We start from the raw sequence: 22,113 nt of genomic DNA, 5'->3' as shown, positions 1-22,113 counted from the left end.
ACGATTAGGAGAAGAAGAACTTCTTCACGGCATGTTTGGTTGTTTCTTTGTTCATATGCGCAATCGAGGTAGTGAGCGGGATGCCTTTTGGACAAGCTTGCACGCAGTTTTGCGAGTTACCGCAATCACCGATACCGCCGTCTCCCATCAATGCTTCCAGACGCTCATGCTTGTTCATTTGACCAGTTGGATGCTGGTTGAACAGGCGAACCTGCGAGATGGCAAACGGTCCAATGAACTCGGACTTCGCGTTCACGTTCGGGCAAGCCTCCAGGCAAACCCCGCACGTCATGCATTTGGACAGTTCGTACGCCCATTGGCGTTCCACTTCCGGCATGCGCGGACCTGGTCCCAGATCATGCGTACCGTCGATTGGAATCCATGCTTTTACCCGTTTCAGCGCATCGAACATGCGGCTGCGGTCAATCGACAGGTCGCGCTGTACAGGGAACGTGCTCATTGGCTCCAGGCGAATTGGCTGCTCCAGTTTGTCAATCAGTGCGGAGCAAGCCTGGCGTGGTTTTCCGTTGATGACCATCGAGCAAGCGCCACATACTTCTTCCAAGCAGTTCGATTCCCAGTTGACCGGAGAGGTTTTTTGGCCTTGCGCGTTGATTGGATTTCGTTGGATCTCCATCAGCGCACCAATCACGTTCATGCCAGGACGGTACGGGATTTTGAACTCTTCCTTGTATGGAGTGCTGTCAGGGCTGTCTTGGCGAGTAATAATCAGGTGAATCAATTTTTCTGCCATGTCCGTTTCCTCCTCTCTTACTTCTTCTTGTCAGATGTATAGTCGCGTTTCCGTGGCGGGATCAACGAAACATCGATGTCTTCGTAGTAGATTTCTGGCGCCGTTGTTTCCGGATTGAACTTCGCCATGGTTGTCTTCATGAAGTTCTCGTCATCACGCTCTGGGAATTCCGGCTTGTAGTGAGCGCCGCGGCTCTCGTTCCGCATGAGCGCACCGATTGTAATCGCACGGGAGAGAACGAGCATGTTCCACAGATGACGGGTGAAGGAAGCTCCGGAGTTGCTCCATTTGCTCGTATCGTTGATGTTGATTTTTTTGTAGCGCTCCATCAACTCTTGAATTTTCTCATCTGTTTTTTGCAGACGGTCGTTGTAACGAACTACCGTTACGTTATCGGTCATCCACTCACCCAGCTCCTTGTGGATCAGGTAAGCATTTTCCGTTCCGTCCATTTTCAGGATGTTGTCGTATTTCGCCTGCTCTTTGCTGGTGTAGCTGTCAAAGAGAGTGGAAGACAGGTCATCCGAAGATTGGTTCAAACCGTTGATGTACTCGATCGCTTTTGGACCGGCAACCATACCGCCGTAGATCGCGGACAACAGGGAGTTTGCACCCAAACGGTTTGCGCCGTGCTGGGAGTAATCGCACTCACCCGCTGCGAACAGACCAGGGATGTTGGTCATTTGGTTGTAGTCTACCCACATTCCGCCCATGGAGTAGTGAACGGCAGGGAAAATCTTCATCGGTACTTTGCGCGGGTCGTCCCCTACGAATTTTTCGTAAATCTCGATAATACCGCCCAGTTTTACATCCAGCTCTTTTGGATCTTTGTGGGACAGGTCGAGGTATACCATGTTTTCGCCGTTGATACCCAGTTTCATGTCTACGCAGACAGAGAAGATTTCGCGAGTCGCAATGTCACGCGGTACCAGGTTTCCGTAGGCAGGATATTTTTCCTCCAGGAAATACCAAGGCTTACCGTCTTTGTACGTCCATACACGACCGCCCTCACCGCGCGCGGATTCAGACATCAGGCGCAGCTTGTCGTCGCCAGGAATCGCAGTCGGGTGAATCTGGATCATCTCACCGTTGGCGTAGATTACGCCTTGCTGGTAAGCGGCAGACGCTGCTGTACCTGTGTTGATGATCGAGTTGGTCGATTTACCGAAGATGATACCAGGGCCGCCTGTTGCCAAAATAACGGCATCTGCGCGGAACGATTGAATTTCACCGGAACGCAGGTTTTGCGCGGTAATCCCGCGACAGGTTCCTTTCTCGTCCAGAACGGCTCCGAGGAAATCCCAGTATTCGTACTTGGTTACAAGACCCTCTGCTTCATAGCGGCGTACTTGCTCGTCCAGCGCGTACAGCAGCTGTTGTCCGGTTGTTGCGCCTGCAAACGCAGTACGGTGGTGTTTGGTACCACCAAAACGGCGGAAGTCAAGCAGACCTTCTGGTGTACGGTTGAACATGACGCCCATCCGGTCCAGCATATAGATGATTCCAGGTGCTGCATCGCACATTGCTTTTACAGGTGGCTGGTTAGCCAAGAAGTCTCCACCGTAAACTGTATCGTCGAAGTGCTCCCATGTGGAGTCGCCTTCCCCTTTGGTATTTACCGCACCGTTGATACCGCCCTGTGCACATACAGAGTGGGAACGTTTTACCGGAACCAGGGAGAACAACTGAACGGGAACGCCTTTTTCTGCAGCTTTGATAGTAGCCATCAAGCCGGCCAATCCACCACCGACAATGATAAGTTTACCTTTTGCCATGATTTAGTCCCCCTATCCCTACAGAATGAAAGCCGACATCGCACGCAATCCGATGAAGGTTACAACCACGAAGACGACCATAGTTAAATATGTTGCAACTCGTTGGGAACGCGGTCCAACCGTAATTCCCCAGTGAACCAAAAAAGACCAGAGTCCGTTGGAGAAGTGGAAAACCGTGCTGATAATCCCGATTGTGTAGAATACGATCATTGCTGGACTGCTGAAAATGTTTGCCATCATGTCGAAGTCAACAGATGCACCCAATGCCTTCTGAATGCGAGTTTCCCATACGTGCCAGACAATGAAAATAAGGGTAATGATACCTGTTACCCGTTGCCACAGAAACATGTGGTTTCTGAAGTAACCGAAGTTCCCTACGTTGTGCTTCGCTTGGAACGCGATGTACAGACCGTAAACAGCGTGAAACAGGATCGGGATGTAGATGAAAACGAATTCAACTACCAGCAGAAGCGGAACGTTTTCAATCAGACCAACTGTCTGGTTGAATGCTTCGGCTCCACGGGTCGCCTGGTAGTTGGCTGTCAAGTGGAACAGCAGGAAGAGCCCGATCGGAAACAAACCAAGAAGTGAGTGCAGCTTGTGACTGAGAAAGCTATGGCCTTTCGCCATACAATGGTCCCCCTTTCAGTGTATATAGCGCTCATGATAGATCTTTCCCCCATATCCTAACCCATTGCCTGACTCGTTAGACATGCAAAAAAGCCTCTGGACCTCTCACGCCTAACCTAGTCAGAATGTGTCAAAATACGGAAAAAAGATGGGCAAAACTTTGACCAAATCAATTGTACTCTTGTCTACAGAGAGCGTCAAGACAATCAGTAGACTAAATACATTGATAGAATAACTGTGTTTAGTTACACTATTTTTTCTCGCAATCTTCTCTCAATCGGTCATGAAGAAAGCCTCCCTCTCATAATCTGGTACAGACAGGAGGGAAGCATGATGAAAGATACCGATCAGCTGGCAGCCCTGTTGCCGCCCCAAACGATTCCGGTAACCGAACGTATGCACATGCCCTATCTCGGCTACCATCTGCTCCGCGAAACATTGACGAATACGCTGCTCGGAGAGAGCGAAAGCCCGATTTTGTACTGGCTGGGAAAAGACATCGGCCGGAAAATTCCGATCCAGTCTTCCACCGGCCCGATTCTGCCGTTTATCCGCCTTGGGCTGGGACAGCTCGATCTTCTGGAAGAGTCGGAAGAAGTAATCGTGTACAAGCTCTCACACACCATCCATGCCTATCAGACGCCCGAGCGGCTCAGCCGCACCTTGTCCCTGGAAGCCGGAATCATTGCCGGCAGCATTGAGCGATGGAAGGGCAAGGACACGTCCTCACAGTTGGAGATCGAAAGCTTGTCCCGCATTCTCATCAAGGTGCGGACGCAAAAGTAAACGCGATGCCCCCTCGGGTTCGGGATGCCCCTCTGCTTCTGACGCCCCTCGAAATACTTGCGTTAAAAAGATGCCCCCTCTGCCAGTGGGCGAGGGAGCATTCGCTTCTTACAGGCCGTGCACGACTGCTGTCTGTTCCACGTCAAGCCCGTATGCCGTATGCAGGCTGCGGACGGCAAGCTCGGTTTGCCCGGCAGGAATGACGCAGGACACTTTGATGTCGGACGTTGAAACCATTTTAATGGAAATTTCTTGTTCAGCCAAAACGCGGAACATTTCTGCGGCGACACCCGGATTGTTCACCATGCCGGAGCCGACGATAGACACTTTGGTCAGGTTTTGCTCGAAGTCGACTTTGTCGAAGCCCAGCTCTGCTTTGTTGTTTTCCAGCGTATCCAGTGCCTTTTTCAAGTCATCTCCCGCGACTGTAAACGAAATATTCGTGACAGCGGCTTCGTAGGAGCTTTGAATGATGATGTCGACGTTCACCTGGTTGTCTGCGAGTGTGTTGAACAGGCGGGAAAGAGTCCCCACCTTTGCCGGCATCCCGACAACCGTAACTTTGGCGACATCCTCGTCATGCGCGACTCCACTTACTACTCTTCCTGTTTCCATGTTGGCAACCTCCTCAACGTACGTACCCTCTTCAGCAGTAAAGCTGGAGCGGACCACCAGCCGTACCTTGTATTTTTTCGCAGCCTCTACCGAACGCGGATGCAGGACGCCTGCGCCGAGATTGGCAAGCTCCAGCATTTCGTCATACGAGATCGTATCCAGCTTGCTTGCTTTCGGCACCACCCGCGGGTCTGCCGTATAAACGCCGGAAACGTCTGTAAAAATCTCGCATTTGTCGGCATTCAGGCTGGCTGCCAGCGTAACCGCCGATGTATCCGATCCACCGCGGCCGAGCGTCGTAATTTCTCCTTCGTCGCTAAGACCCTGAAAACCTGCCACGATCACGACGCGGCCTCGCGCAAGCTCTGCCTGAATGCGCTTTGGATCGATTTGTTTGATCCGCGCCCGGCCGTGAATGGCTTCCGTCGTCACTCCGGCTTGCCAGCCAGTCAAAGAGATGGCATCGTAGCCTTTGGAATGCAAGGCCATCGCGAGCAGAGCGATCGATACCTGCTCCCCCGTGGTCAGCAGCATATCCAGCTCACGCTCGGAAGGGTAGGCGCTGATCTGTTTGGCCATATCTACCAGAACGTCCGTAGATTTGCCCATCGCAGACACGACGACTACCATGTCATGCCCTTCCTCTTTGTAGCTGATAATTCGGTCCGCAACTCGTAAAATTCGCTCAATGGTCCCTACAGAGGTGCCTCCGTATTTTTGCACGATCAACCCCATGCGGCTTCTCTCCCTTTTCCATTTCCAATGTTTGTAGAATGTATCGTTTTTTCTCGTTTTATTAGCTTGTTTTCGCCGTTTGTTTCCGAAAAATTTTACCTGTCACTTTGCACTTTATAAGAGACTACCATCGACGCCTAGCGATCTCCCTTTAAGCGGATGGTTGTTCTTGCTGAATCGGGCTTGTTTGCTCTTGCCGTTTGATACGTTCCGATTCAGTAAAAAAAGGCACCGACAAGGAATAAGTACCTGCCGCTGCCTACTGTATCGACATACCGGTTCCTCCTTCCCAATACACGCGAACAATGCAGCACATGACAGGACAACACCTATCAACGCTCACATTGACACCGTGAGATAGCACTCCATCTGACGCCGGTTTAAGAGCCAGATGACAGTCCTGCACTTGTTCAATGCAGACCCAGCATGGAGAAGCACGGGTTTTCCTCCACACTTCGGCGAATTCCCCTTTCCCGCTCCCTTCACAGATACCCGATCTCAGGGTGGTACTCTTGGTTTTCGCGCCTCTACCTCACTTCATCAGGGAAGTGAGGCTAACTATTCTGTTTGAAAGGCATTATATCATGGGAATCCGAGCGGTTCAATTGCTTTTTTGCAAAAAAGTCATGTCTCCAGCTTGCGCAAATGGGCGATAATCTGCTTTGCCAGCTTGTCGCCGATCCCGATCTGCCGGAAATCTTCGACCGTCGCCTCGCGCATTTTTTTCAGCGAGCCAAAATGGGTAAACAACAGCTTGCGCCGCTTCTCGCCGATGCCGGGAATCTCGTCCAGCTGGGAAGAGAGCATCGTCTTCGACCGGGATTGCCTGTGAAACGTAATCGCAAAACGGTGTACCTCGTCCTGAATGCGCTGCAGCAAATAAAACTCGTAGCTGTCCCGCTTCAGATTGATCGGCTCCGGCGGATCGCCGTACATCAGTTGCGCGGTTTTGTGCTTTTCGTCTTTGGCCAGGCCGCAGACCGGGATGTACAGGCCCAGCTCGTTTTCCAGCACGTCCATGGCGGCACCGATCTGTCCTCTGCCCCCGTCGATGACGATCAGGTCGGGCATCGGTTGGTTTTCCCGCAACAGCCGCGAGTAGCGTCTGCGGATCACTTCACGCATGGACCCGTAGTCGTCCGGCCCTTCCACTGTCTTGATTTTGAATTTGCGGTATTCCTTTTTGTCCGGTCGTCCGTCTGTAAACACCACCATCGCCGACACCGGCTCTGTCCCCTGAATGTTCGAGTTGTCAAACGCCTCGATCCGGTGAGGGACACCGATCCCCAGGATGTGCCCCAGGTTGTGCACCGCCTGAATCGTCCGCGCGTCGTCCTTGGACATCAAGGCGAACTTTTCCTGCAGGGCAATCCGCGCATTTTCACAAGCCATCTGCACCAACTCGCGCTTTTTGCTGCGCTTGGGCGTCAACACCTTGACTCCCAGCCATTCACTGAGCAGTTCCGGCTCGCTTTCCTCCGGCAGCAAAATTTCTTTGGGCAGCGCGTTTTGCTTGTCGTAGTAAAACTGGGTGACGTACGACATGAAGTCCTCGCTCTCGCTTCCGTAGTAAGGAAAGGAGGTCGTCTGGCGCTCGATCATCTTGCCCTGGCGCATGTAAAAAATTTGAATGCACATCCAGCCTTTTTCCACAGCAAAGCCGATTATGTCGCGGTCGACCGTGTCGGTGAACGTAATTTTCTGCTTTTCCATCACCGCTTCGATGCTCCTGATCTGATCGCGGTATTCCTTGGCCCGCTCAAACTCCATCGCCTCTGCGGCCTGGAGCATTTTTTCCGTCAACTGCTGCTTCATCTGCTCATGTCCGCCGTCGAGGAAGCGGCTGATCTCATCCACCAAACGCTGGTTTTCCTCAGCCGGAACCTCGTACACACAGGGGGCGAGACATTGACCCAAATGGTAGTACAAGCATACCTGCTTGGGCATGTTGCGGCATTTTCGCAAAGGATAGAGCCGATCGAGCAGCTTTTTCACCTCGGACGCGTCGCCGGCATTCGGGTACGGGCCAAAATACTTCGCCTTGTCTTTTAGCACTTTTCGGGTAATTTCCAGCCGCGGCTGCGCTTCGTTTGTAATTTTGATGTACGGATATGTTTTGTCGTCGCGAAGCATGACGTTATAGCGCGGATCGTACTTTTTAATGAGGTTGCATTCCAGAAGCAGCGCCTCGATGGCAGACGACACCACGATATACTCAAAGTCCGCGATCTCGCTGACCAAAAGCTGTGTCTTCCCGTTGTGGCTTCCCGTAAAGTACGAGCGCACGCGGTTTTTCAGCACCTTGGCCTTTCCGACGTAAATAATTTCCCCGCTTGCATTTTTCATCAGGTAGCAGCCGGGCTTTTCCGGCAGCACAGCCAGTTTGTCTTTCAACGTACGGTTCATGGCTGCTCCCTCCATTTTCTTCTCACGGCCTTCTCACCTTATCGTTTTTTCATGACAGGCTGCTCAAGGACGTACAGTTCATCCTCCAGCGCGTTCATCCGCTCCACCACAAGCTTGCGGCTGTCCTCTACGCCCTGGTTATAGAAAAACGGCCCCAGCTCTCTGGAAAAAAAGGCAATCAGCTCTTCCGTCTCCAGATTGCCCAGTTCCTCGCCGCGTTCTGACTGAAAATAACGTTGCACCTGCAACACGAGATAGTTCGTTTGCTCTCTCGTCAGTTTGCCTGGCATCCGCATCTGACTTCCTTCCTTGTTCTTCCTGTCATAGGAATGTACGTTCTACCCTTCATAGTATCACGGATCGGGCAGCAAAAAAACTGCCGCTTCGATCGGAAAGCGACAGTTTTCGTACGGTAGATCGCTATTTATGCTTGCGTCCAGTCAAACCGTCGGCATTTTAGGTATGAAAAAAAAGCGGCATCGTTCTCGCCGCTTTTTCATGCTGTCGGTTTGGTTGCGTACAGATTACAGATGTTTGCCTACCGTTGCCATCAGAGCTTCTTTTGGCTGGAAGCCGATTACTTTATCGACTGGCTGACCATCCTTGAACACGATCAAGGTCGGGATGGACATTACGCCAAAACGACCAGCAGAATCCGGGTTGTCGTCAACGTTGACTTTGACAATTTTCAGCTTGGAACCCACTTCGCTGTCGATTTGCTCCAGAACAGGAGCGATCATTTTGCAAGGGCCGCACCAAGGAGCCCAGAAGTCAACCAGGACCGTACCGCCTTGCTCTACTTCCTGGGAAAAGTTTTGGTCAGTTGCATTTACAATCGCCATGGAAAGTTACCTCCTCGAAAAGTCAATTGCTAAAATAAGGCTCAAATGCTCCTTCAGTATATCATCCAAAAACAAAAATGACTATGGCGCCCCGCACTTTGTGCGCACTTCACGCTATAGTCTATCCAGTCGCTTCTTCCCTTATCGGTTGCTTTTTTGTTCTACTGTCCGACTTGCTTGATGCGATTGATCTCCCGCTCGTGATCGCTCACCTTTTTGTGCAGCAGGTCCAGATCGGCCTCGATCAGCTTGTCTTGCCTCTCCAAACGCTCCAGCCGGGAAATCGCGTCGTCGCGGAACTCGTACATCTCGTCGCGGAATGTGTACATTTCCGCCTTGAACTCGTACATCTCTGCCTTGAATTCCCGCAGCTCCTGCTGGACCTCTTTGACAATCCGGTTGTTTTCCCCCACCATGTGAATCAGCTGTTGCAGCAGCTCCTCACTCATGCCGCTCACCTCTCCTTGGACTTATTATAACAAGCAGAAACAGAATAACGTAAGGGCTTGAGACAAAAAAAGCGCCCCTGCGTGCGGGACGCTTTTTACTGGCGTTCACTGCTGTTTTTTCAGCCTTACACCAAAACTTTTTTGAACTCGGCAGTAAGCAGCGGCACCACTTCGAACAGGTCGCCAACGATGCCGTAATCTGCCACCTGGAAGATCGGCGCTTCCGGGTCTTTGTTGATCGCAACGATTACCTTGGAGCTGGACATACCCGCCAAGTGCTGGATCGCTCCGGAAATGCCGCACGCAATGTACAGGTCAGGCGTGACGACTTTTCCGGTTTGCCCGATTTGCATCGAGTAGTCGCAGTAGTCGGCGTCGCACGCGCCACGGGATGCGCCAACAGCCGCACCGAGCACGTCTGCCAGCTCATACAGCGGCTTGAAGCCGTCCGCGCTCTTCACGCCGCGGCCGCCGGAGATGACGACTTTCGCTTCGGACAAGTCCACTTTTCCGCTCGTCTTGCGCACGACTTCCTTGACAATGGTGCGCAAATCTTTGATGTCCAGATCAACCGGAACGACAGTCGCTGTTTTCGAAGTGTCAGGTGTTCCGATGGCGATGTTGTTTGGACGGATGGTGATGAAAATTTTCCCGTCAACAAATTTGCGTTTCTGGAAAGCTTTGCCCGCATAAATCGGACGAACAAACACCGGTCCCGCTTCGATACCCGTTACATCGGAAACCAGGCCAAAGCCGAGCTTCGCCGCTACGCGCGGTGCAACGTCGCGACCGATTGCCGTATGTCCCAATACGACGGCATCAGGAGAGGCCAGCTCGATCAACTGCACAAGTGCTTGTGTATAGGCGTCAGGCGTGTACTGGGCGAGTGCCTCGTGATCCGCCGTGTAAACTGTGCTTGCTCCATGCTGTGCCAATACTGGCGCATGCGCTGCCGCGTCTGCCCCGAATACTCCCGCGACGATTTCGCCGCCCTCGGCCAATGCTTGTGCTGCGGCCAACGCTTCCAGCGACACGTTGCGAAGTTGTCCGTCACGTACTTCTGTAAGTACAAGTACCTTTTTCATGGATATCCTCTCCCTCTCGCTTAGATCACTTTCGCTTCATTGCGCAACAGTTGCACCAATTCCGACGCCTGGGCTGCCAAATCGCCAGTGAGAATGCGGCCCGCCTGCTTTTTCGCTGGCAAGGTCTGGTCGACAATCTCCGTTTTTGCCTTCACTGCGTCTGCAGTCAGACCCAAATCGTCTGCGCTCAGTCGCTCCAGCGGCTTTTTCTTCGCTTTCATGATGCCGGGAAGAGAAGGATAGCGCGGCTCGTTCAGCCCTTGCTGGGCAGTAATCAGCACCGGCAGGCTTGTTTCCACGACTTCGAGGTCGCCTTCCACATCGCGCTCTACGCGAACCGTGTTGCCGTCTACTTCCAGCTTCACAGCGGTAGAAACGTGGTTGATGCCCAGCTCTTCCGCGAGACGTGGGCCGCCCTGGCCTGCACCGGAGTCTACCGCCATCTGTCCGCCGATGATGATGTCAAACCCGACTTTTTTCGCCACTGCAGCAAGCACTTTTGCCGTTGTGTATTCGTCGCCAAACAAAGACTCGTCATCCACGAGTACAGCTTTGTCTGCACCCATTGCGAGCGCCGTGCGCAAAGCGCTTTCCGCGCGGTCCGGCCCTACGCTGACCACTGTCACTTCGCCGCCGTGCTCCTCCTTGAGCTTGATCGCTTCTTCTACCGCGTACTCATCGTATGGATTGATGATGAACTCCACGCCGTCCTCGGAAATTTGCCCGTTTTGGATGACGATTTTTTCTTCTGTGTCAAACGTCTGCTTCAACACAACCAAGATATTCATCAGGATGCCTCCTCCTTAATGGTTCCTCGTACTGGTGATGCTGCAAAAAAGCGGGTTACTTGTCCGCAAACTGCGGCACGCGCTTCTCCAAAAAGGCTGCGACGCCTTCCTTCATATCTTCTGTCGCAAACGCCTCGCCGAATTTTTTTGCTTCCTGCTCCTGTCCTTCCGCCAAGCCAAGCTGAACGGAGTTGTGGACAGATTCCAGGGCGAGTCTGAGCGTGACCGCGCTTTTTTGGGTGATGGCGCAGGCCAGCTTTTTCGCTTCCGCAAGCAACTGTTCGGCCGGATATACCGCTTCCACGAGTCCGATACGCAAAGCTTCCTCCCCGCCGATCATCTCGGAGGTGAGAATCAACTGGGTCGCTTTTCCTCTGCCAACCAGCCGCGGCAATCGCTGTGTTCCGCCGTAGCCAGGGATGAGTCCCAGATTCAGCTCCGGCAATCCCAGCTTCGCTTCCACTGCGGCAAAGCGTATATGGCAAGCCATCGCAAGCTCCAGTCCTCCACCCAGGCAAGCGCCGTTAATGGCTGCAATAATCGGCTTCGGGAATGACTCCAGGCGGTCGAACAACGCTTGGCCACTTCTTGACATCGCTTCTGCTTCGGCAGGAGCCAGTTGGGTAAATTCCTTGATGTCGGCTCCCGCAATGAAAAACCGGCCTTCTCCCGTCAAGACAATCGCTTTGACTTCCGCGTTGTTTTCCAACTGGTTCAAAAGTTCACTCAATTCATCGAGCACCGCTCTACTCAGTGCGTTAGCGGGCGGGTTGCTGATCGTCACAACAGCGACGCGATCAGCGATCTCCACATTCCAGTGCGAATCCATGCCTCTCCCCCCAAACGAATCCCTATGAACAAACAGGCTATTTACACAACTGAGCGAACGATCAGTCTTTCTGTTTCCATTGTAGCAGACGTTTTCCTACAAAAAAAGCTTTTCTTTTCATTCTTTTCCCTTCATACCGAACAGGAAGAGGTTATGAATGGAATCAACGTGAGAGACAAGGTCGTACTTGCACTGCTTCATGACCCAAGATGTCGTCACTTCATCCAGCGTGCCAAAAATCATTTTCCTCGTCATCCTGACGTCCAGGTCCGGCCGGAACACTTTTTGCTCCATTCCTTCCCGGATGACTTCTTCGATCAGGTTGAAATATTGCTTCATCACGTTGCCGATGCCTTCGCTGATGACCGGATTGGCCTGGCGCAGCTCAATCTGCGTGACTTTTGCCAAATCGTGGTCTTTGGCCAGTTGGCTCAAGTGAGCGTGCACGAGGACGTACAATTTTTGCTCGATGGATGTCGCTTCCGAAATCCGCTTGCGGTTTTCGTCCACGAACTGACCCATCTTCTCGTTGAACAACGAAATCAGGATATCATCCTTGTTTTCAAAATAGAGGTATATGGTGCCGTCTGCTACCTTCGCCTCTTTTGCAATTTTGGATACCTGGGCGCTGTAATAACCTTGTCTGGCGATGACGCGTACAGCAGCATCAATAATGGCTTGATATTTTTCCCCCGTCTTTTTTGCCATAACAACCTCCATCTTTACTCGCAATGATGATAAGACAATTTTTTTAAATGAATGATTATTCATTCATAAAATGAGTGTAATACAGGAACCCGGCGCTGTCAATTGCCTGGCGTGCACCTGAATGACGGCGACAGCCTGTCCCGTGCAAGCGCAAAAAGTGGCCGCTTCCCCAACGGATGCGAGCCTAACGGCAGCGTCTGTGCGTCAGCTTGTTTTGATCTCGTCCTGTGCTTCCCGCTGCGCCTTGTCTTCTTCTTGCAACTGTCTGCGCAGCACTTTTCCCACCATCGTCTTTGGCAGTTCCGTGCGCACCTCGTACTTGCGCGGAATTTTGTAGGCAGCAAGCTTCTTGCGGCAATGCGCTTCGAGCTCTTCCTCGCTCGCCTGTTTGCCGTCCTTGAAGACGATGAACGCCTTTACCGTCTCGCCGCGGTACGGGTCCGGGACGCCGATGACAGCCGCTTCCTTGATGGCCGGATGCTCGAACAGCACTTCCTCCACCTCGCGCGGATAAATGTTGAAGCCGCCTGCGATTATCATGTCCTTTTTGCGGTCGACGATGTAAAAATAGCCGTTTTCGTCCATGTACCCTATGTCACCCGTCAAAAGCCAGCCGTCCTTCAAGACCGCAGCTGTTTCCTCCGGGCGGTTCCAGTAGCCGAGCATGACCTGCGGCCCTTTGACCGCGAGCTCGCCGACCTCGCCCTGCGGCAGCTCCTCTCCCGTGACGGTGTCGAGGATGCGGCAGTCCGTGTCCGGCCAAGGCATGCCGATGCTGCCGGTGATGCTTTTTCCCCATATCGGGTTCGAATGGGTAACGGGCGATGCTTCCGTCAGGCCGTAGCCTTCGACGAGCTTGCCCCCCGTCAGTTCCTCAAACTTGGTCTTGACCTCGACAGGAAGCGGCGCAGAACCGCTGACACACGCCTCAATCGAAGACAGATCGTGCTTTTTCAGGTCGGGGTGATTAATCAGGGCAATGTACATCGTCGGCGCACCGGGGAACAAGGTCGGCTTGCGCTTTTCGATCAGCTCGAAAATTTGTTTGACCTCGAACTTCGGCACGAGAATGATTTCTGCGGCAATGCAAATGCCTTTGTTCATCACTGTCGTCAGGCCGTAGACGTGAAAGAGCGGAAGCGCGCCCAGTATTCGCTCGCCGCCTCTGCGCAGCTTGTAGAGAATAGCCTGACACTGCATCGCATTGGCGATCAGATTGGCATGCGTCAGCATGACGCCTTTGGCTAACCCCGTCGTGCCGCCCGTGTACTGGAGCAGGGCGATGTCCTTTTCCGGGTCGATTGGCACATGGACAGGATTGGCAGCGCTTTCTTTCATGACGGAAAGAAACGGTTCAACATCTGCGCTGTAGGCAACCTGCCGAGTTTGCCCCTGTTTTTTCTGGACGAACGGGTACAGCCATTTTTTCCACAAGGGAAGAAAATCGCCAACACTTGTTACAAAAATACGTTTGAGTGGTGTGGATGAGCGGATTTTCGCTACGCGTCTGTACAGGAAATCCAGCGTAATGATCGTCTCAGCGCCGGAGTCCTCCAACTGATGAATCAGCTCGCGCTCCGTGTAGAGAGGGTTCGTCATCACGACGATGGCACCTGCAAACAGCGCGCCGTAATAACAGATGACAGCTTGCGGGGTATTCGGCAGCATGATCGCCACACGGTCGCCTTTTTGCACGCCCCGTTTGACCAGTGCGTTGGCAAAGCGGTAAGACAGCTCCAAAAGCTCCCGGTACGAAATCGTCTTGCCCATGAAGTAAATCGCGTTGTTGTCCGGGTACGATGCAGCCGACTGCACGAGAAATTGCGTCAGCGGAATGCGGGGGTAATCCAGTGACGGTGCAGTTTCGGACGGGTAATTGGCAATCCAAGGCTTGGCATTTGACATGGTCATTCCCTCCATCCCTTAAATGGCCTTGCCCCACCCCTATGATCGACATTCATAATCTCTTCCTTATCGTTATTGTATTCGAAAGAACGTTAATTTTCCAATTAAAAACGTTTCTGGATAAGAAAACGTTTACTGACTCCCTCTCAAAAATGAGTCGCCGACCTACAGCATATGGTTTTTTTATGAAATGGAGAGTTTGCACTTGTTTTGTAAAAAAAGTGGCTTCGCCTTTTTGTGACGAAGCCCGCCCATTTGTTCGACATGACTATTTTTCAATAAATTCCAGCATACATCACGGTTGCAGCTCTTTCAAAATCTGCTGGCGAACCCGCTCCCGTTCTGCTGTCGGCACCAGATGATACCAGCCTACGATGCCGTTGTGCCATATTCGCTCGTCCTGCCCGACCAGCGTATCTGTCTTGATTTTGTTCCGCGTCCCGTCGCCGTAGCTCAACAGCAGCGAGGCGATTTCCAGATCGGTCAAATCGGTTTTGACGTGCTGGCCCAAAATTTCCATAAGCTTGAATGCTTTCGTGTACATGTGCGCCGAGGTGCCCTTTTGCGCCAGGGCGGTCAATATCTCCTGCTGGCGGTTGATCCGCTGGTAGTCGCTGTCTTCTTTGCCCAGGTCGCTTTTGCGGTAGCGCGCGTAATCCAGCGCCTGTTCGCCGGACAGCACCTGCAAGCCTGGCATCAGGTCAATGTACGTGTCGTCGCTCGGGTCGCTGTACTTCATCCGCTTTTTGACGTCGATCAGGACGCCGCCCAGTTCGTCGACGATTTCCCGGAAGCCTTCGAAGTCCACAGAGACGTAGCGGTCGATCTTGACATCGAGAAATGTTTCCAGCGTCTCCTTGACCAGCTTCGGTCCGCCAAAAGCCATGGCGTGATTCACCTTGTCATAGCCTTTGCCGGGCAGCTCCATGTAGCTGTCCCGCGGAATCGAGAGGAGGTAGGCGGACTGCTTCGCGGGATGGACGGCAGCGAGCATCAGCGTGTCGGAGCGCGCTTTTTCCCCGTCCCGGCTGTCTACGCCGAGCAGCATGATGACAAACGGCTTCAATGGCTCGCTGCCCGTCAACAGGTCGCGCGGCGGCGGCAAAGCGGCAGCTGCCTGCTGCGCCCCGCCCTTTGCCTGGCCGTCGAGAGGCGCATACCATTTTTCCGTCATCTGCTTGTATTGAAACACGCTGTAGCCGATCACAGCGAGCGCTCCGGCGAGCAGACAGGACAACAGGTGAAACGCGATCTGTTTTTTGTATTGCTTCAAAAATGAAAAAAATGCCATGAAAAAAGCCTCCCCCTTTGCAAGCACTGCCGCTGCCTTTTCTACTGCTTCAAGAGGCAGGGCTTGCTTCCATTTTTAACAGGGGAGACTTGATTTAAACGTGCTGCGTGCACGCAGAAAACGCTTTTGCGGCTACGCCCGCTCGACGACCATCGCCATGCCCATGCCGCCGCCCACACACAGTGTCGCCAATCCGCGCTTGAGCTGGCGACGCTTCAGCTCGTGCAGCAAGGTCACGACGATCCGGCAGCCGGTGGAGCCGACGGGGTGGCCGAGTGAGATTCCGCTGCCGTTTACGTTGGTGATCTCTCGCGGCAGCTGTAACAGCTTTTCGACAGCGAGGTATTGGGCGGCGAATGCCTCGTTTACCTCGATCAGCTCCATGTCAGCCAGTGTCATGCCCGCCTTCGCCAACGCCTTTTTCACAGCGGGCACCGGGCCGTAGCCCATCAGGTCCGGTTCTACTCCGGCGGTCGCCCACGAGACGATTCTGCCGAGCGGCTCGATGCCAAGCTCTCTCGCCTTTGCTTCCCGCATGAGCACGACAGCGGAAGCTCCATCGTTCAGTCCGGAAGCGTTGCCCGCCGTCACGGTGCCATTCTCGCGAAAGCCGGGCTTCAGCTTGGCGAGACTTTCCATCGTCACGCCGCGCCTTGGGAACTCGTCTTCCGTGACGACGACATCCCCGCCGCGTTTTTGGATCGGCACGCCGATGATTTCCTCCGCAAACAGCCCGTTGTCGATTGCCCGGATCGCGTTGTGCTGGCTGCGCATGGCAATTTCGTCCTGTTCCTCGCGGCTGATGTTGTACAGGTCGGCCAGACGCTCGGCTGTTTCGCCCATCAAAATCTGGTGATGCGGGTCCGTCAAAAGCTCCCACATCGCATCGGTCATTTCCCCGTGCATGAGCCTGCGTCCCCATCTGGCGTTTTTCAACACGTAAGGAGCATTGCTCATGCTTTCTGTGCCGCCTGCAATCACCACTTCGTTTTCGCCGAGCAAAATTTGCGACGCGCCGCTGGCAATTGCCTGCATGCCGGACGCGCACTGGCGCTGGACCGTAAAGCCTGTCACTTCTTTGCCCAGCCCTGCGTCTATGGCCGCGACTCTGGCGATGTTCGGTTCATCTGTGCGCTGGATGCAGTTGCCCAAAATAACCTCGTCGATCTGGGAAGCTTCCAGGCCCGCTCTCGCCATGACGCCGCGAATGACCACCTCCGCCAGCTTGCGAGCGCTTACATCTTTCAGAACACCACCAAACGTGCCAATTGGCGTACGTCCGGCAGCAGCAATCACGACATGCTCCATTTGTGTTCCCCTCCACTGTCAAGATTGTTTTTATGTTCTCACACAGTAGTTACAAAATGGTTCACAGCCGCATTCTTCATCAGCACCGTCACCCACTCGTCCGATTGACGCTCGGTTTCCTTCTGAAAGCCTGCCTCCTCGAATGCAGCAAGCACGGCCTCCCGATTCCATTCTACGATCCCGGAGAGAATAATTTGCCCGCCCGGTGCAATCCGTTCGCGAATCAGCGGAAGCATGGAGACGTTCTCGTCCCCGCCAATGTTGACCAAAATCAGATCAGCCTGCGGGGGGAGCTGCGCCGCTATCTGTGCGTCGGAAGCGTCGCCGATTACGATGCGCACCGCATCCTCCGGCAGCTCGTTGTTCGCCGCGTTGACCTGTACCTGATACTCGCTCTGCGGATTGATGTCAACGGCCCAGACCGGATGCTTAGCACCGTTGCGCGCACTGAACAGGGAGAGGATGCCCGAGCCTGCCCCGATGTCGAAAACGACTTTGCCCGTCAGATCCATCTCTTGCAACAGCAAAAGAATGTCTTGTGTCGTCCCGTGATAACCAGTGCCAAACGCCGCCCCCGGATCAATCCACAGCACATGCTCGGCGTCGCCCAGCAACTGCGGGTCCGTCCAGCTGGGCGCCACCCACCAGTTGCCGACCCGCACCTCGCGAAACTCGTCCTTCCACGAATCGTTTTCTTCGGCTACCTGCTCGACTTCCTTGACACGAACCTGCCCCTCCCAGCGGGAAATGTACGCCTGTAGCCGGGCGACGTGTTCCTCTTCGCTATCCTGCTTCGGCTCAAACAAGTACGCCACGACAGGCCCCTCCGTGTTTTCCGCGTAATCATAGCCGTTTTCCGTCGTCAAAATCTCGATTTGCGGCTCGACCCAGCCGAGCGTGTACGGGCTGCCCAACACTTCCGCCACAAACAAATCTTCTGTCACTTGCTCTACCAACAAGGTGTATTTCAACCACATGCTTTCCATGATGAATCTTGCTCCTTCCAGGTTGCTTACGCCACATGGCCGTTGACTTGCTCGTTCCCGGCAGCGCCGTGCCGCTCTCGCATCTGCTGTTGGCAAGTTTGCCGGGGAACATGGTATGATAGTAGAATGGACTATTTTATCGCAGGGAGGCTTGCCATGTTTGACGAATTTTTTTACCGTCGCCGGAAAAACAAAGGGATGCTCGTCGTAATGATCGGCTTGATCCTGCTTGGCATCGGCATGTTTGCCATGGGGTTCTTGTATTTGTTCGCGTAATTTTTGCGAGGCCGCTTTTTCGAGTGCTTTCATTATACCCTATGAAAACCGGCTAGCCCAAGGTCTATCGCGAAAAGCCGGGACGCCAAGTTTTGTGCCGGGTTCGCTTTACTTCCTCTTGTTTACTCGATTATACTTGAGAATGTATTTTTCCTGTACGTTTGATATAGAAAGAAGGTTCACTCCATGTCGCGAATTCTCATCTCCGGGTACTACGGCTTTAACAATGCCGGAGACGATGTGGTCCTGTACGGTATCATCAGCTCTCTTAAGCGGGAACAACCAAATATCTCTCTCGCCGTTCTGTCCAATCAGCCTGAGCGGACTGCGGAATTGTTCGGGATTGAAGCTTATGACCGCTGGAGCTTTGGAACCATCGTCCGTGAGCTTTCGCGCAGCGACATGCTAGTGATGGGCGGGGGAACGCTGATGCAGGACGTGACCAGTCCGCGCAGTGTTCTCTACTATTTGGGCATCGTCACCATCGCCAAGCTTCTCCGCAAGCCTGTGGTCTTTTACGCGCAAGGGTTTGGCCCGATTCTCAAATCACTCAGCCGCCAGGTCATCAAACGCGTAGTGAACCGGGTCGATGTCATTACGGTGCGAGACTATGAATCGGGAGAAGACTTCAAGGCGTGCGGCGTCAAAAAAGCGCCGATCCATGTCACAGCAGACCCGGCCCTGACGATCTCCCCTGACGATATAGCGGATGCGCGCGGAAAAGAACTGCTTCACGGCATGTTCGCCGATCCTGCCAAGCCTTTGGTAGCGATCTCCGTGCGGGACTGGAAGCAGGAACAGGCGTTCAAGCAATCAATCGCCAAAGCAGCGGACTGGTTTGTCTCGCGCGGCTGGAATGTCCTGTTTCTCCCGATGCACGTTCCCAGTGACTTGACGCCATCCAAAGAAATTATGGCCCGGATGACCCAGACAGGAGCACGTCTGCTCGATGCGCCCGTCACTTTTCACGATATCATGTCCGTTTTGAAACAGTGCGATTACGTCGTCGGCATGCGCCTGCACTCGCTCATTCTCGCCTGCATGCTGCGCATTCCGTTTATCGGCATTTCGTACGATCCGAAAATCGACCGCTTTGTCGAGCGTGCCGGGATGCCGAACGCAGGCCACATCACAAAGCTGGACGAGACTCGGCTTCTCGCGCTTTTGGCCGAGAAAATCGACAAGCTCGATGTCGAGATTGAGATCGTAACCGAGCATTCCCGCACGCTGGCGGAAGAAGCGGCCAAAAGCAGCGAGCTGGTGCTTCAGGCGCTGCGAAAATAAGGCTTTTTCAGGAAAGGAGGACGTACTTGTGTCCTTTTCTTCACAAGTATTGCTTGGACTAAACCGCCTTTTCCCTCTTCCCGTTCATCCGTTCAACCTGGCGAACAACGGGGAGATGAGCTATACCGAATGGCAGTTTCAAAAAGGGGACCAGACGATTCAGTTTTTCCTCCCCTTCCACTCCCAAGAGCAAATGTTCAGCGGCAAAACGGTGCTGGACATCGGCTGCGGCGGCGGAGGCAAGACCTGTTACTACGCCACCTTCGGCCCGAAAAAGATGATCGGGATTGACATCGTTCCGCACTACGCGGAGGAAGGCAATGCCTTTGCCCGGGAAAAAGGACTCGCTGACGTCGTTTCCTTCATGACAGGCGACGCTGCCCGCACGGATTTTCCCGACAACACGTTTGACACGATCATCATGAACGACGCGATGGAGCACGTGGGCGAGCCGGAAAAGACGCTGGAAGAGTGCTTCCGCATCCTAAAGCCCGGCGGTCATCTGTACATCAACTTCCCGCCGTACTATCACCCGTACGGTGCGCATTTGTCGGACGCGATCGGCATTCCTTGGGTGCATGCCCTCTTTTCCGAGCAAGCGCTGATCGACGCCTACAAAAAGCTGGTGCGCGATTTGCCGGACGGCTCTGACCGCATCGCGTTCCGCTTCGACAAGCGGCCGGATGGCAGCGAGACGATCTCCTACATCAACCGGATGACGATCAAGCGCTTCCGCAACATTCAAAAAGGCGTGAAGCATCCTGCCATCTACGAGCGCGAGATTCCGCTGCGCAACCAGCTCAAGTTTTTGGCAACGATGCCTGGCTTCCGCGAGTTTTTCGTCAAAATGGTCGTCTGCGTCTATCAAAAATCCCCTTCCTCCTGATGTGGAGAAAGGGGATTTTCTTATTGCGCCTTCGACGACGCCTGTTTCTTGCGGATCAGGTTGATAACGACGCGAAGCTTGGCCCCGCCAGGCAGCCAGTCCAACTCCTTGTCCTCGATCAGCGGGATCAACAGCAGCAGGCCCAAATAAACGACCAGTCCCACGCCGACACCCGAAACCGTTTCGATGGCGCCAAGCAGGCGAACTTTTTCCTTGCCCGCGAGCAGCAGGCCGACCGTCTCCGTCGCGCCCCAGGCGAGCAGCAGCATCAGATTGGCGACGAGCAGCGGATAAATCGTATCAAAACGCCAGTGGATCGGCACCTGTACGAGCTTGCTGATGACCCGCATGTTGAGCATGCAAACAAACGCAGTCGCGCACAGCCACGACAGGGACAGCCCGTCCATGCCAAACATGGAGGTGAACACGAATGTGGCCGCGATCTTGACAATGACGCCGTACAGCAGATGAAGCGCCGGAATTTTTTCTTTGCCGATCCCTTGCAAAATGCCGTTGGTCGCAAGGAGCAGCGAGAGCGGAATCGCGCTGATGCCCAGAATCGCCATGGCGCGCGTCCCTTCCATGTCGCCGTAGAGCGCGAGGTTCGCTCCTTCTGCTACGGCTGTGAGTCCAAGCCCTGCCGGCAGGCCGATCAACCAGGCGAAACGCAGCGACAGCTTGGTCAAAGTTGTGACGCGTTCCTCGTCTTTTTGCCGTTTCGCTTCTGCAATCGCCGGAACGATCGAGAGCGCAATGGACGAACCGAACAGACTCGCCATTTGCAAAAGCGGGCCACCCCGGCTGTAAATGCCAAACCACGTATCCGCCGTAAGGCCGTCTACATTCCAGATGTAGCGGAAAATATTGATCGCCAGAAACGAATCGGTCAGGCTAAAAATCGGAATCACGAGCGCGCTGACGCAGATCGGCCAGGCGATTTTCCACATGGACCGGAAAAACGCGCGATCATACCACCACTCCAGCCGTCCCCACTCCGCGTTCGTAAACACCGAGTTTTTCCGGTTGTGCAGCCACATGAGCAGCGCGAGGAAGCCGAGGCTGAGCAGCGTACTAATCATCGTCCCGAAGTTGACGCCTGTAATGACCGTGTCGGTGTCCTCTCCCAACCTGACCAGGTAGAGCGACGCAACCAGAATGAACAGCACGCGCAACGTCTGCTCCACGATCTGCGACAGACCGACGTACAGCATTTTTTGATGGCCGTAAAAGAAGCCGCGAAGGACCGCGATCAGCGGCACGAACAGCAAGGACAAAGAAATCGCCCGAATCGGCTCGATCAGATGCGGGTTGCCCATCAGCCTGGCAATCAGCGGCGAGCTTGCGTACAAAATTGCGAACAGCACAATCCCGATCCCGCCCATCATCACCATGCTCCGCGCCAAAATCTGCCCGACAGAGCCTTGCTTGCCCTCAGCGAGTGCCTCGGCAATGACCCGCGACAGCGCGACCGGCACACCTGCCGTCGCCAAAATAAGGAAGGTCAGGTAGAGGGGGTACACCTCCTGATACAGTCCAAGACCGTTGTCCCCGACAATTTCCTGAAGAGGGATGCGGTAAAACATCCCGATTACTTTTGACAAAATTCCCGCGATGGCCAAAATCAGCGCCCCTGCGAGAAAGTGACTTTTTTTCAACATGGGGTAACTCCTTTATGCGTCGCTTAGACTTGGGGGCTGGCATGTGCCATAAACCCACCCTCTATCCTACTATCAATTCCTGCTTCCGGCAAACAGGTATATGGATGGAATTCGGCT

20 protein-coding genes and 1 riboswitch are annotated in these 22,113 nt (G+C 53.8%); of the genes, 3 read left to right on the top strand and 17 right to left on the bottom strand.

What is annotated here, in order from left to right; all coding sequences use genetic code 11:
* Window positions 1–4: 4 nt before the first annotated feature.
* Genes sdhB through EDM57_RS11890 form a run of 3 tightly spaced genes read right to left on the bottom strand, consistent with a single transcriptional unit; the run spans window position 5 to window position 3,159 of the window.
* Window positions 5–754 (bottom strand): succinate dehydrogenase iron-sulfur subunit, encoded by a 750-nt coding sequence (gene sdhB / locus EDM57_RS11900; RefSeq protein ID WP_122904978.1) that lies wholly within the window; start codon window positions 752–754, stop codon window positions 5–7.
* 17 nt (window positions 755–771) lie between these two features.
* The gene (gene sdhA, locus EDM57_RS11895) at window positions 772–2,529 is read right to left on the bottom strand and encodes a succinate dehydrogenase flavoprotein subunit (RefSeq protein ID WP_122904977.1); all 1,758 of its coding nucleotides are present in this window, start codon (window positions 2,527–2,529) and stop codon (window positions 772–774) included.
* Window positions 2,530–2,547: 18 nt separating this feature from the next.
* Window positions 2,548–3,159 carry a succinate dehydrogenase cytochrome b558 subunit gene (locus EDM57_RS11890; RefSeq protein WP_122904976.1) on the bottom strand — a complete coding sequence of 204 codons (612 nt, stop codon included), beginning with the start codon at window positions 3,157–3,159 and terminating at the stop codon, window positions 2,548–2,550.
* Between the two features lie 330 nt (window positions 3,160–3,489).
* On the opposite strand from EDM57_RS11890, the gene EDM57_RS11885 reads away from it, so the two are divergent.
* Window positions 3,490–3,945 carry a DUF2507 domain-containing protein gene (locus EDM57_RS11885; RefSeq protein ID WP_246005795.1) on the top strand — a complete coding sequence of 152 codons (456 nt, stop codon included), beginning with the start codon at window positions 3,490–3,492 and terminating at the stop codon, window positions 3,943–3,945.
* A gap of 108 nt (window positions 3,946–4,053) precedes the next feature.
* Here the strand turns inward: EDM57_RS11885 and EDM57_RS11880 are convergent, their stop codons facing one another.
* The 13 genes from EDM57_RS11880 to EDM57_RS11820 all read right to left on the bottom strand — a co-directional run bounded on the left by EDM57_RS11880 (window position 4,054) and on the right by EDM57_RS11820 (window position 17,892).
* Window positions 4,054–5,295 (bottom strand): aspartate kinase, encoded by a 1,242-nt coding sequence (locus EDM57_RS11880; protein ID WP_122904974.1) that lies wholly within the window; start codon window positions 5,293–5,295, stop codon window positions 4,054–4,056.
* Between the two features lie 350 nt (window positions 5,296–5,645).
* A riboswitch (Lysine riboswitch) is annotated at window positions 5,646–5,833 on the bottom strand.
* An 86-nt stretch (window positions 5,834–5,919) separates the two neighbouring features.
* Entirely contained in the window at window positions 5,920–7,701 is a 1,782-nt protein-coding gene (gene uvrC / locus EDM57_RS11875; protein ID WP_122904973.1) for an excinuclease ABC subunit UvrC, read from the bottom strand.
* A gap of 38 nt (window positions 7,702–7,739) precedes the next feature.
* Window positions 7,740–7,991 carry a DUF2164 domain-containing protein gene (locus tag EDM57_RS11870; RefSeq protein WP_122904991.1) on the bottom strand — a complete coding sequence of 84 codons (252 nt, stop codon included), beginning with the start codon at window positions 7,989–7,991 and terminating at the stop codon, window positions 7,740–7,742.
* Window positions 7,992–8,225: 234 nt separating this feature from the next.
* Window positions 8,226–8,543 carry a thioredoxin gene (gene trxA, locus EDM57_RS11865; RefSeq protein ID WP_122904972.1) on the bottom strand — a complete coding sequence of 106 codons (318 nt, stop codon included), beginning with the start codon at window positions 8,541–8,543 and terminating at the stop codon, window positions 8,226–8,228.
* A 161-nt stretch (window positions 8,544–8,704) separates the two neighbouring features.
* On the bottom strand, window positions 8,705–8,992 hold the full coding sequence (locus tag EDM57_RS11860) for a hypothetical protein (protein ID WP_122904971.1): 288 nt from the start codon (window positions 8,990–8,992) through the stop codon (window positions 8,705–8,707).
* Between the two features lie 125 nt (window positions 8,993–9,117).
* Complete coding sequence (locus tag EDM57_RS11855; protein WP_122904970.1) at window positions 9,118–10,077, bottom strand: electron transfer flavoprotein subunit alpha/FixB family protein; 960 nt, start codon at window positions 10,075–10,077, stop codon at window positions 9,118–9,120.
* 20 nt (window positions 10,078–10,097) lie between these two features.
* Window positions 10,098–10,865, bottom strand: a complete 768-nt coding sequence (locus tag EDM57_RS11850; protein ID WP_122904969.1) for an electron transfer flavoprotein subunit beta/FixA family protein — start codon at window positions 10,863–10,865, stop codon at window positions 10,098–10,100.
* A 55-nt stretch (window positions 10,866–10,920) separates the two neighbouring features.
* A complete protein-coding gene (locus EDM57_RS11845) occupies window positions 10,921–11,694 on the bottom strand; it encodes an enoyl-CoA hydratase (protein ID WP_122904968.1) in 774 nt (257 codons plus the stop codon).
* Between the two features lie 117 nt (window positions 11,695–11,811).
* The gene (locus EDM57_RS11840; RefSeq protein WP_122904967.1) at window positions 11,812–12,402 is read right to left on the bottom strand and encodes a fatty acid metabolism transcriptional regulator FadR; all 591 of its coding nucleotides are present in this window, start codon (window positions 12,400–12,402) and stop codon (window positions 11,812–11,814) included.
* Window positions 12,403–12,606: 204 nt separating this feature from the next.
* Window positions 12,607–14,307, bottom strand: coding sequence for a long-chain-fatty-acid--CoA ligase (locus EDM57_RS11835; protein WP_122904966.1), 1,701 nt, complete (start codon window positions 14,305–14,307; stop codon window positions 12,607–12,609).
* Between the two features lie 295 nt (window positions 14,308–14,602).
* The gene (locus tag EDM57_RS11830; RefSeq protein ID WP_122904965.1) at window positions 14,603–15,598 is read right to left on the bottom strand and encodes an LCP family protein; all 996 of its coding nucleotides are present in this window, start codon (window positions 15,596–15,598) and stop codon (window positions 14,603–14,605) included.
* 132 nt (window positions 15,599–15,730) lie between these two features.
* On the bottom strand, window positions 15,731–16,906 hold the full coding sequence (locus EDM57_RS11825) for a thiolase family protein (protein WP_122904964.1): 1,176 nt from the start codon (window positions 16,904–16,906) through the stop codon (window positions 15,731–15,733).
* A 38-nt stretch (window positions 16,907–16,944) separates the two neighbouring features.
* Window positions 16,945–17,892, bottom strand: coding sequence for a 50S ribosomal protein L11 methyltransferase (locus tag EDM57_RS11820; protein ID WP_122904963.1), 948 nt, complete (start codon window positions 17,890–17,892; stop codon window positions 16,945–16,947).
* Between the two features lie 462 nt (window positions 17,893–18,354).
* Between EDM57_RS11820 and csaB the strand changes: the two genes are divergently transcribed.
* Both csaB and EDM57_RS11810 read left to right on the top strand, forming a co-directional pair.
* Window positions 18,355–19,452 (top strand): polysaccharide pyruvyl transferase CsaB, encoded by a 1,098-nt coding sequence (csaB, locus tag EDM57_RS11815; protein WP_122904962.1) that lies wholly within the window; start codon window positions 18,355–18,357, stop codon window positions 19,450–19,452.
* A gap of 28 nt (window positions 19,453–19,480) precedes the next feature.
* Window positions 19,481–20,338: a class I SAM-dependent methyltransferase gene (locus tag EDM57_RS11810; RefSeq protein WP_122904961.1), complete on the top strand. Its 858-nt coding sequence runs from the start codon at window positions 19,481–19,483 to the stop codon at window positions 20,336–20,338.
* A 20-nt stretch (window positions 20,339–20,358) separates the two neighbouring features.
* Here the strand turns inward: EDM57_RS11810 and EDM57_RS11805 are convergent, their stop codons facing one another.
* Window positions 20,359–21,996 (bottom strand): polysaccharide biosynthesis protein, encoded by a 1,638-nt coding sequence (locus EDM57_RS11805; protein WP_122904960.1) that lies wholly within the window; start codon window positions 21,994–21,996, stop codon window positions 20,359–20,361.
* Window positions 21,997–22,113: the final 117 nt, after the last annotated feature.

The sequence above is a fragment of the Brevibacillus gelatini genome (genome assembly GCF_003710935.1).
Lineage (GTDB): Bacteria > Bacillota > Bacilli > Brevibacillales > Brevibacillaceae > Brevibacillus > Brevibacillus gelatini.
The sequence above is the reverse complement of the archived record's forward strand: the minus strand, read 5'-3'. Positions and strand labels throughout refer to the sequence as shown.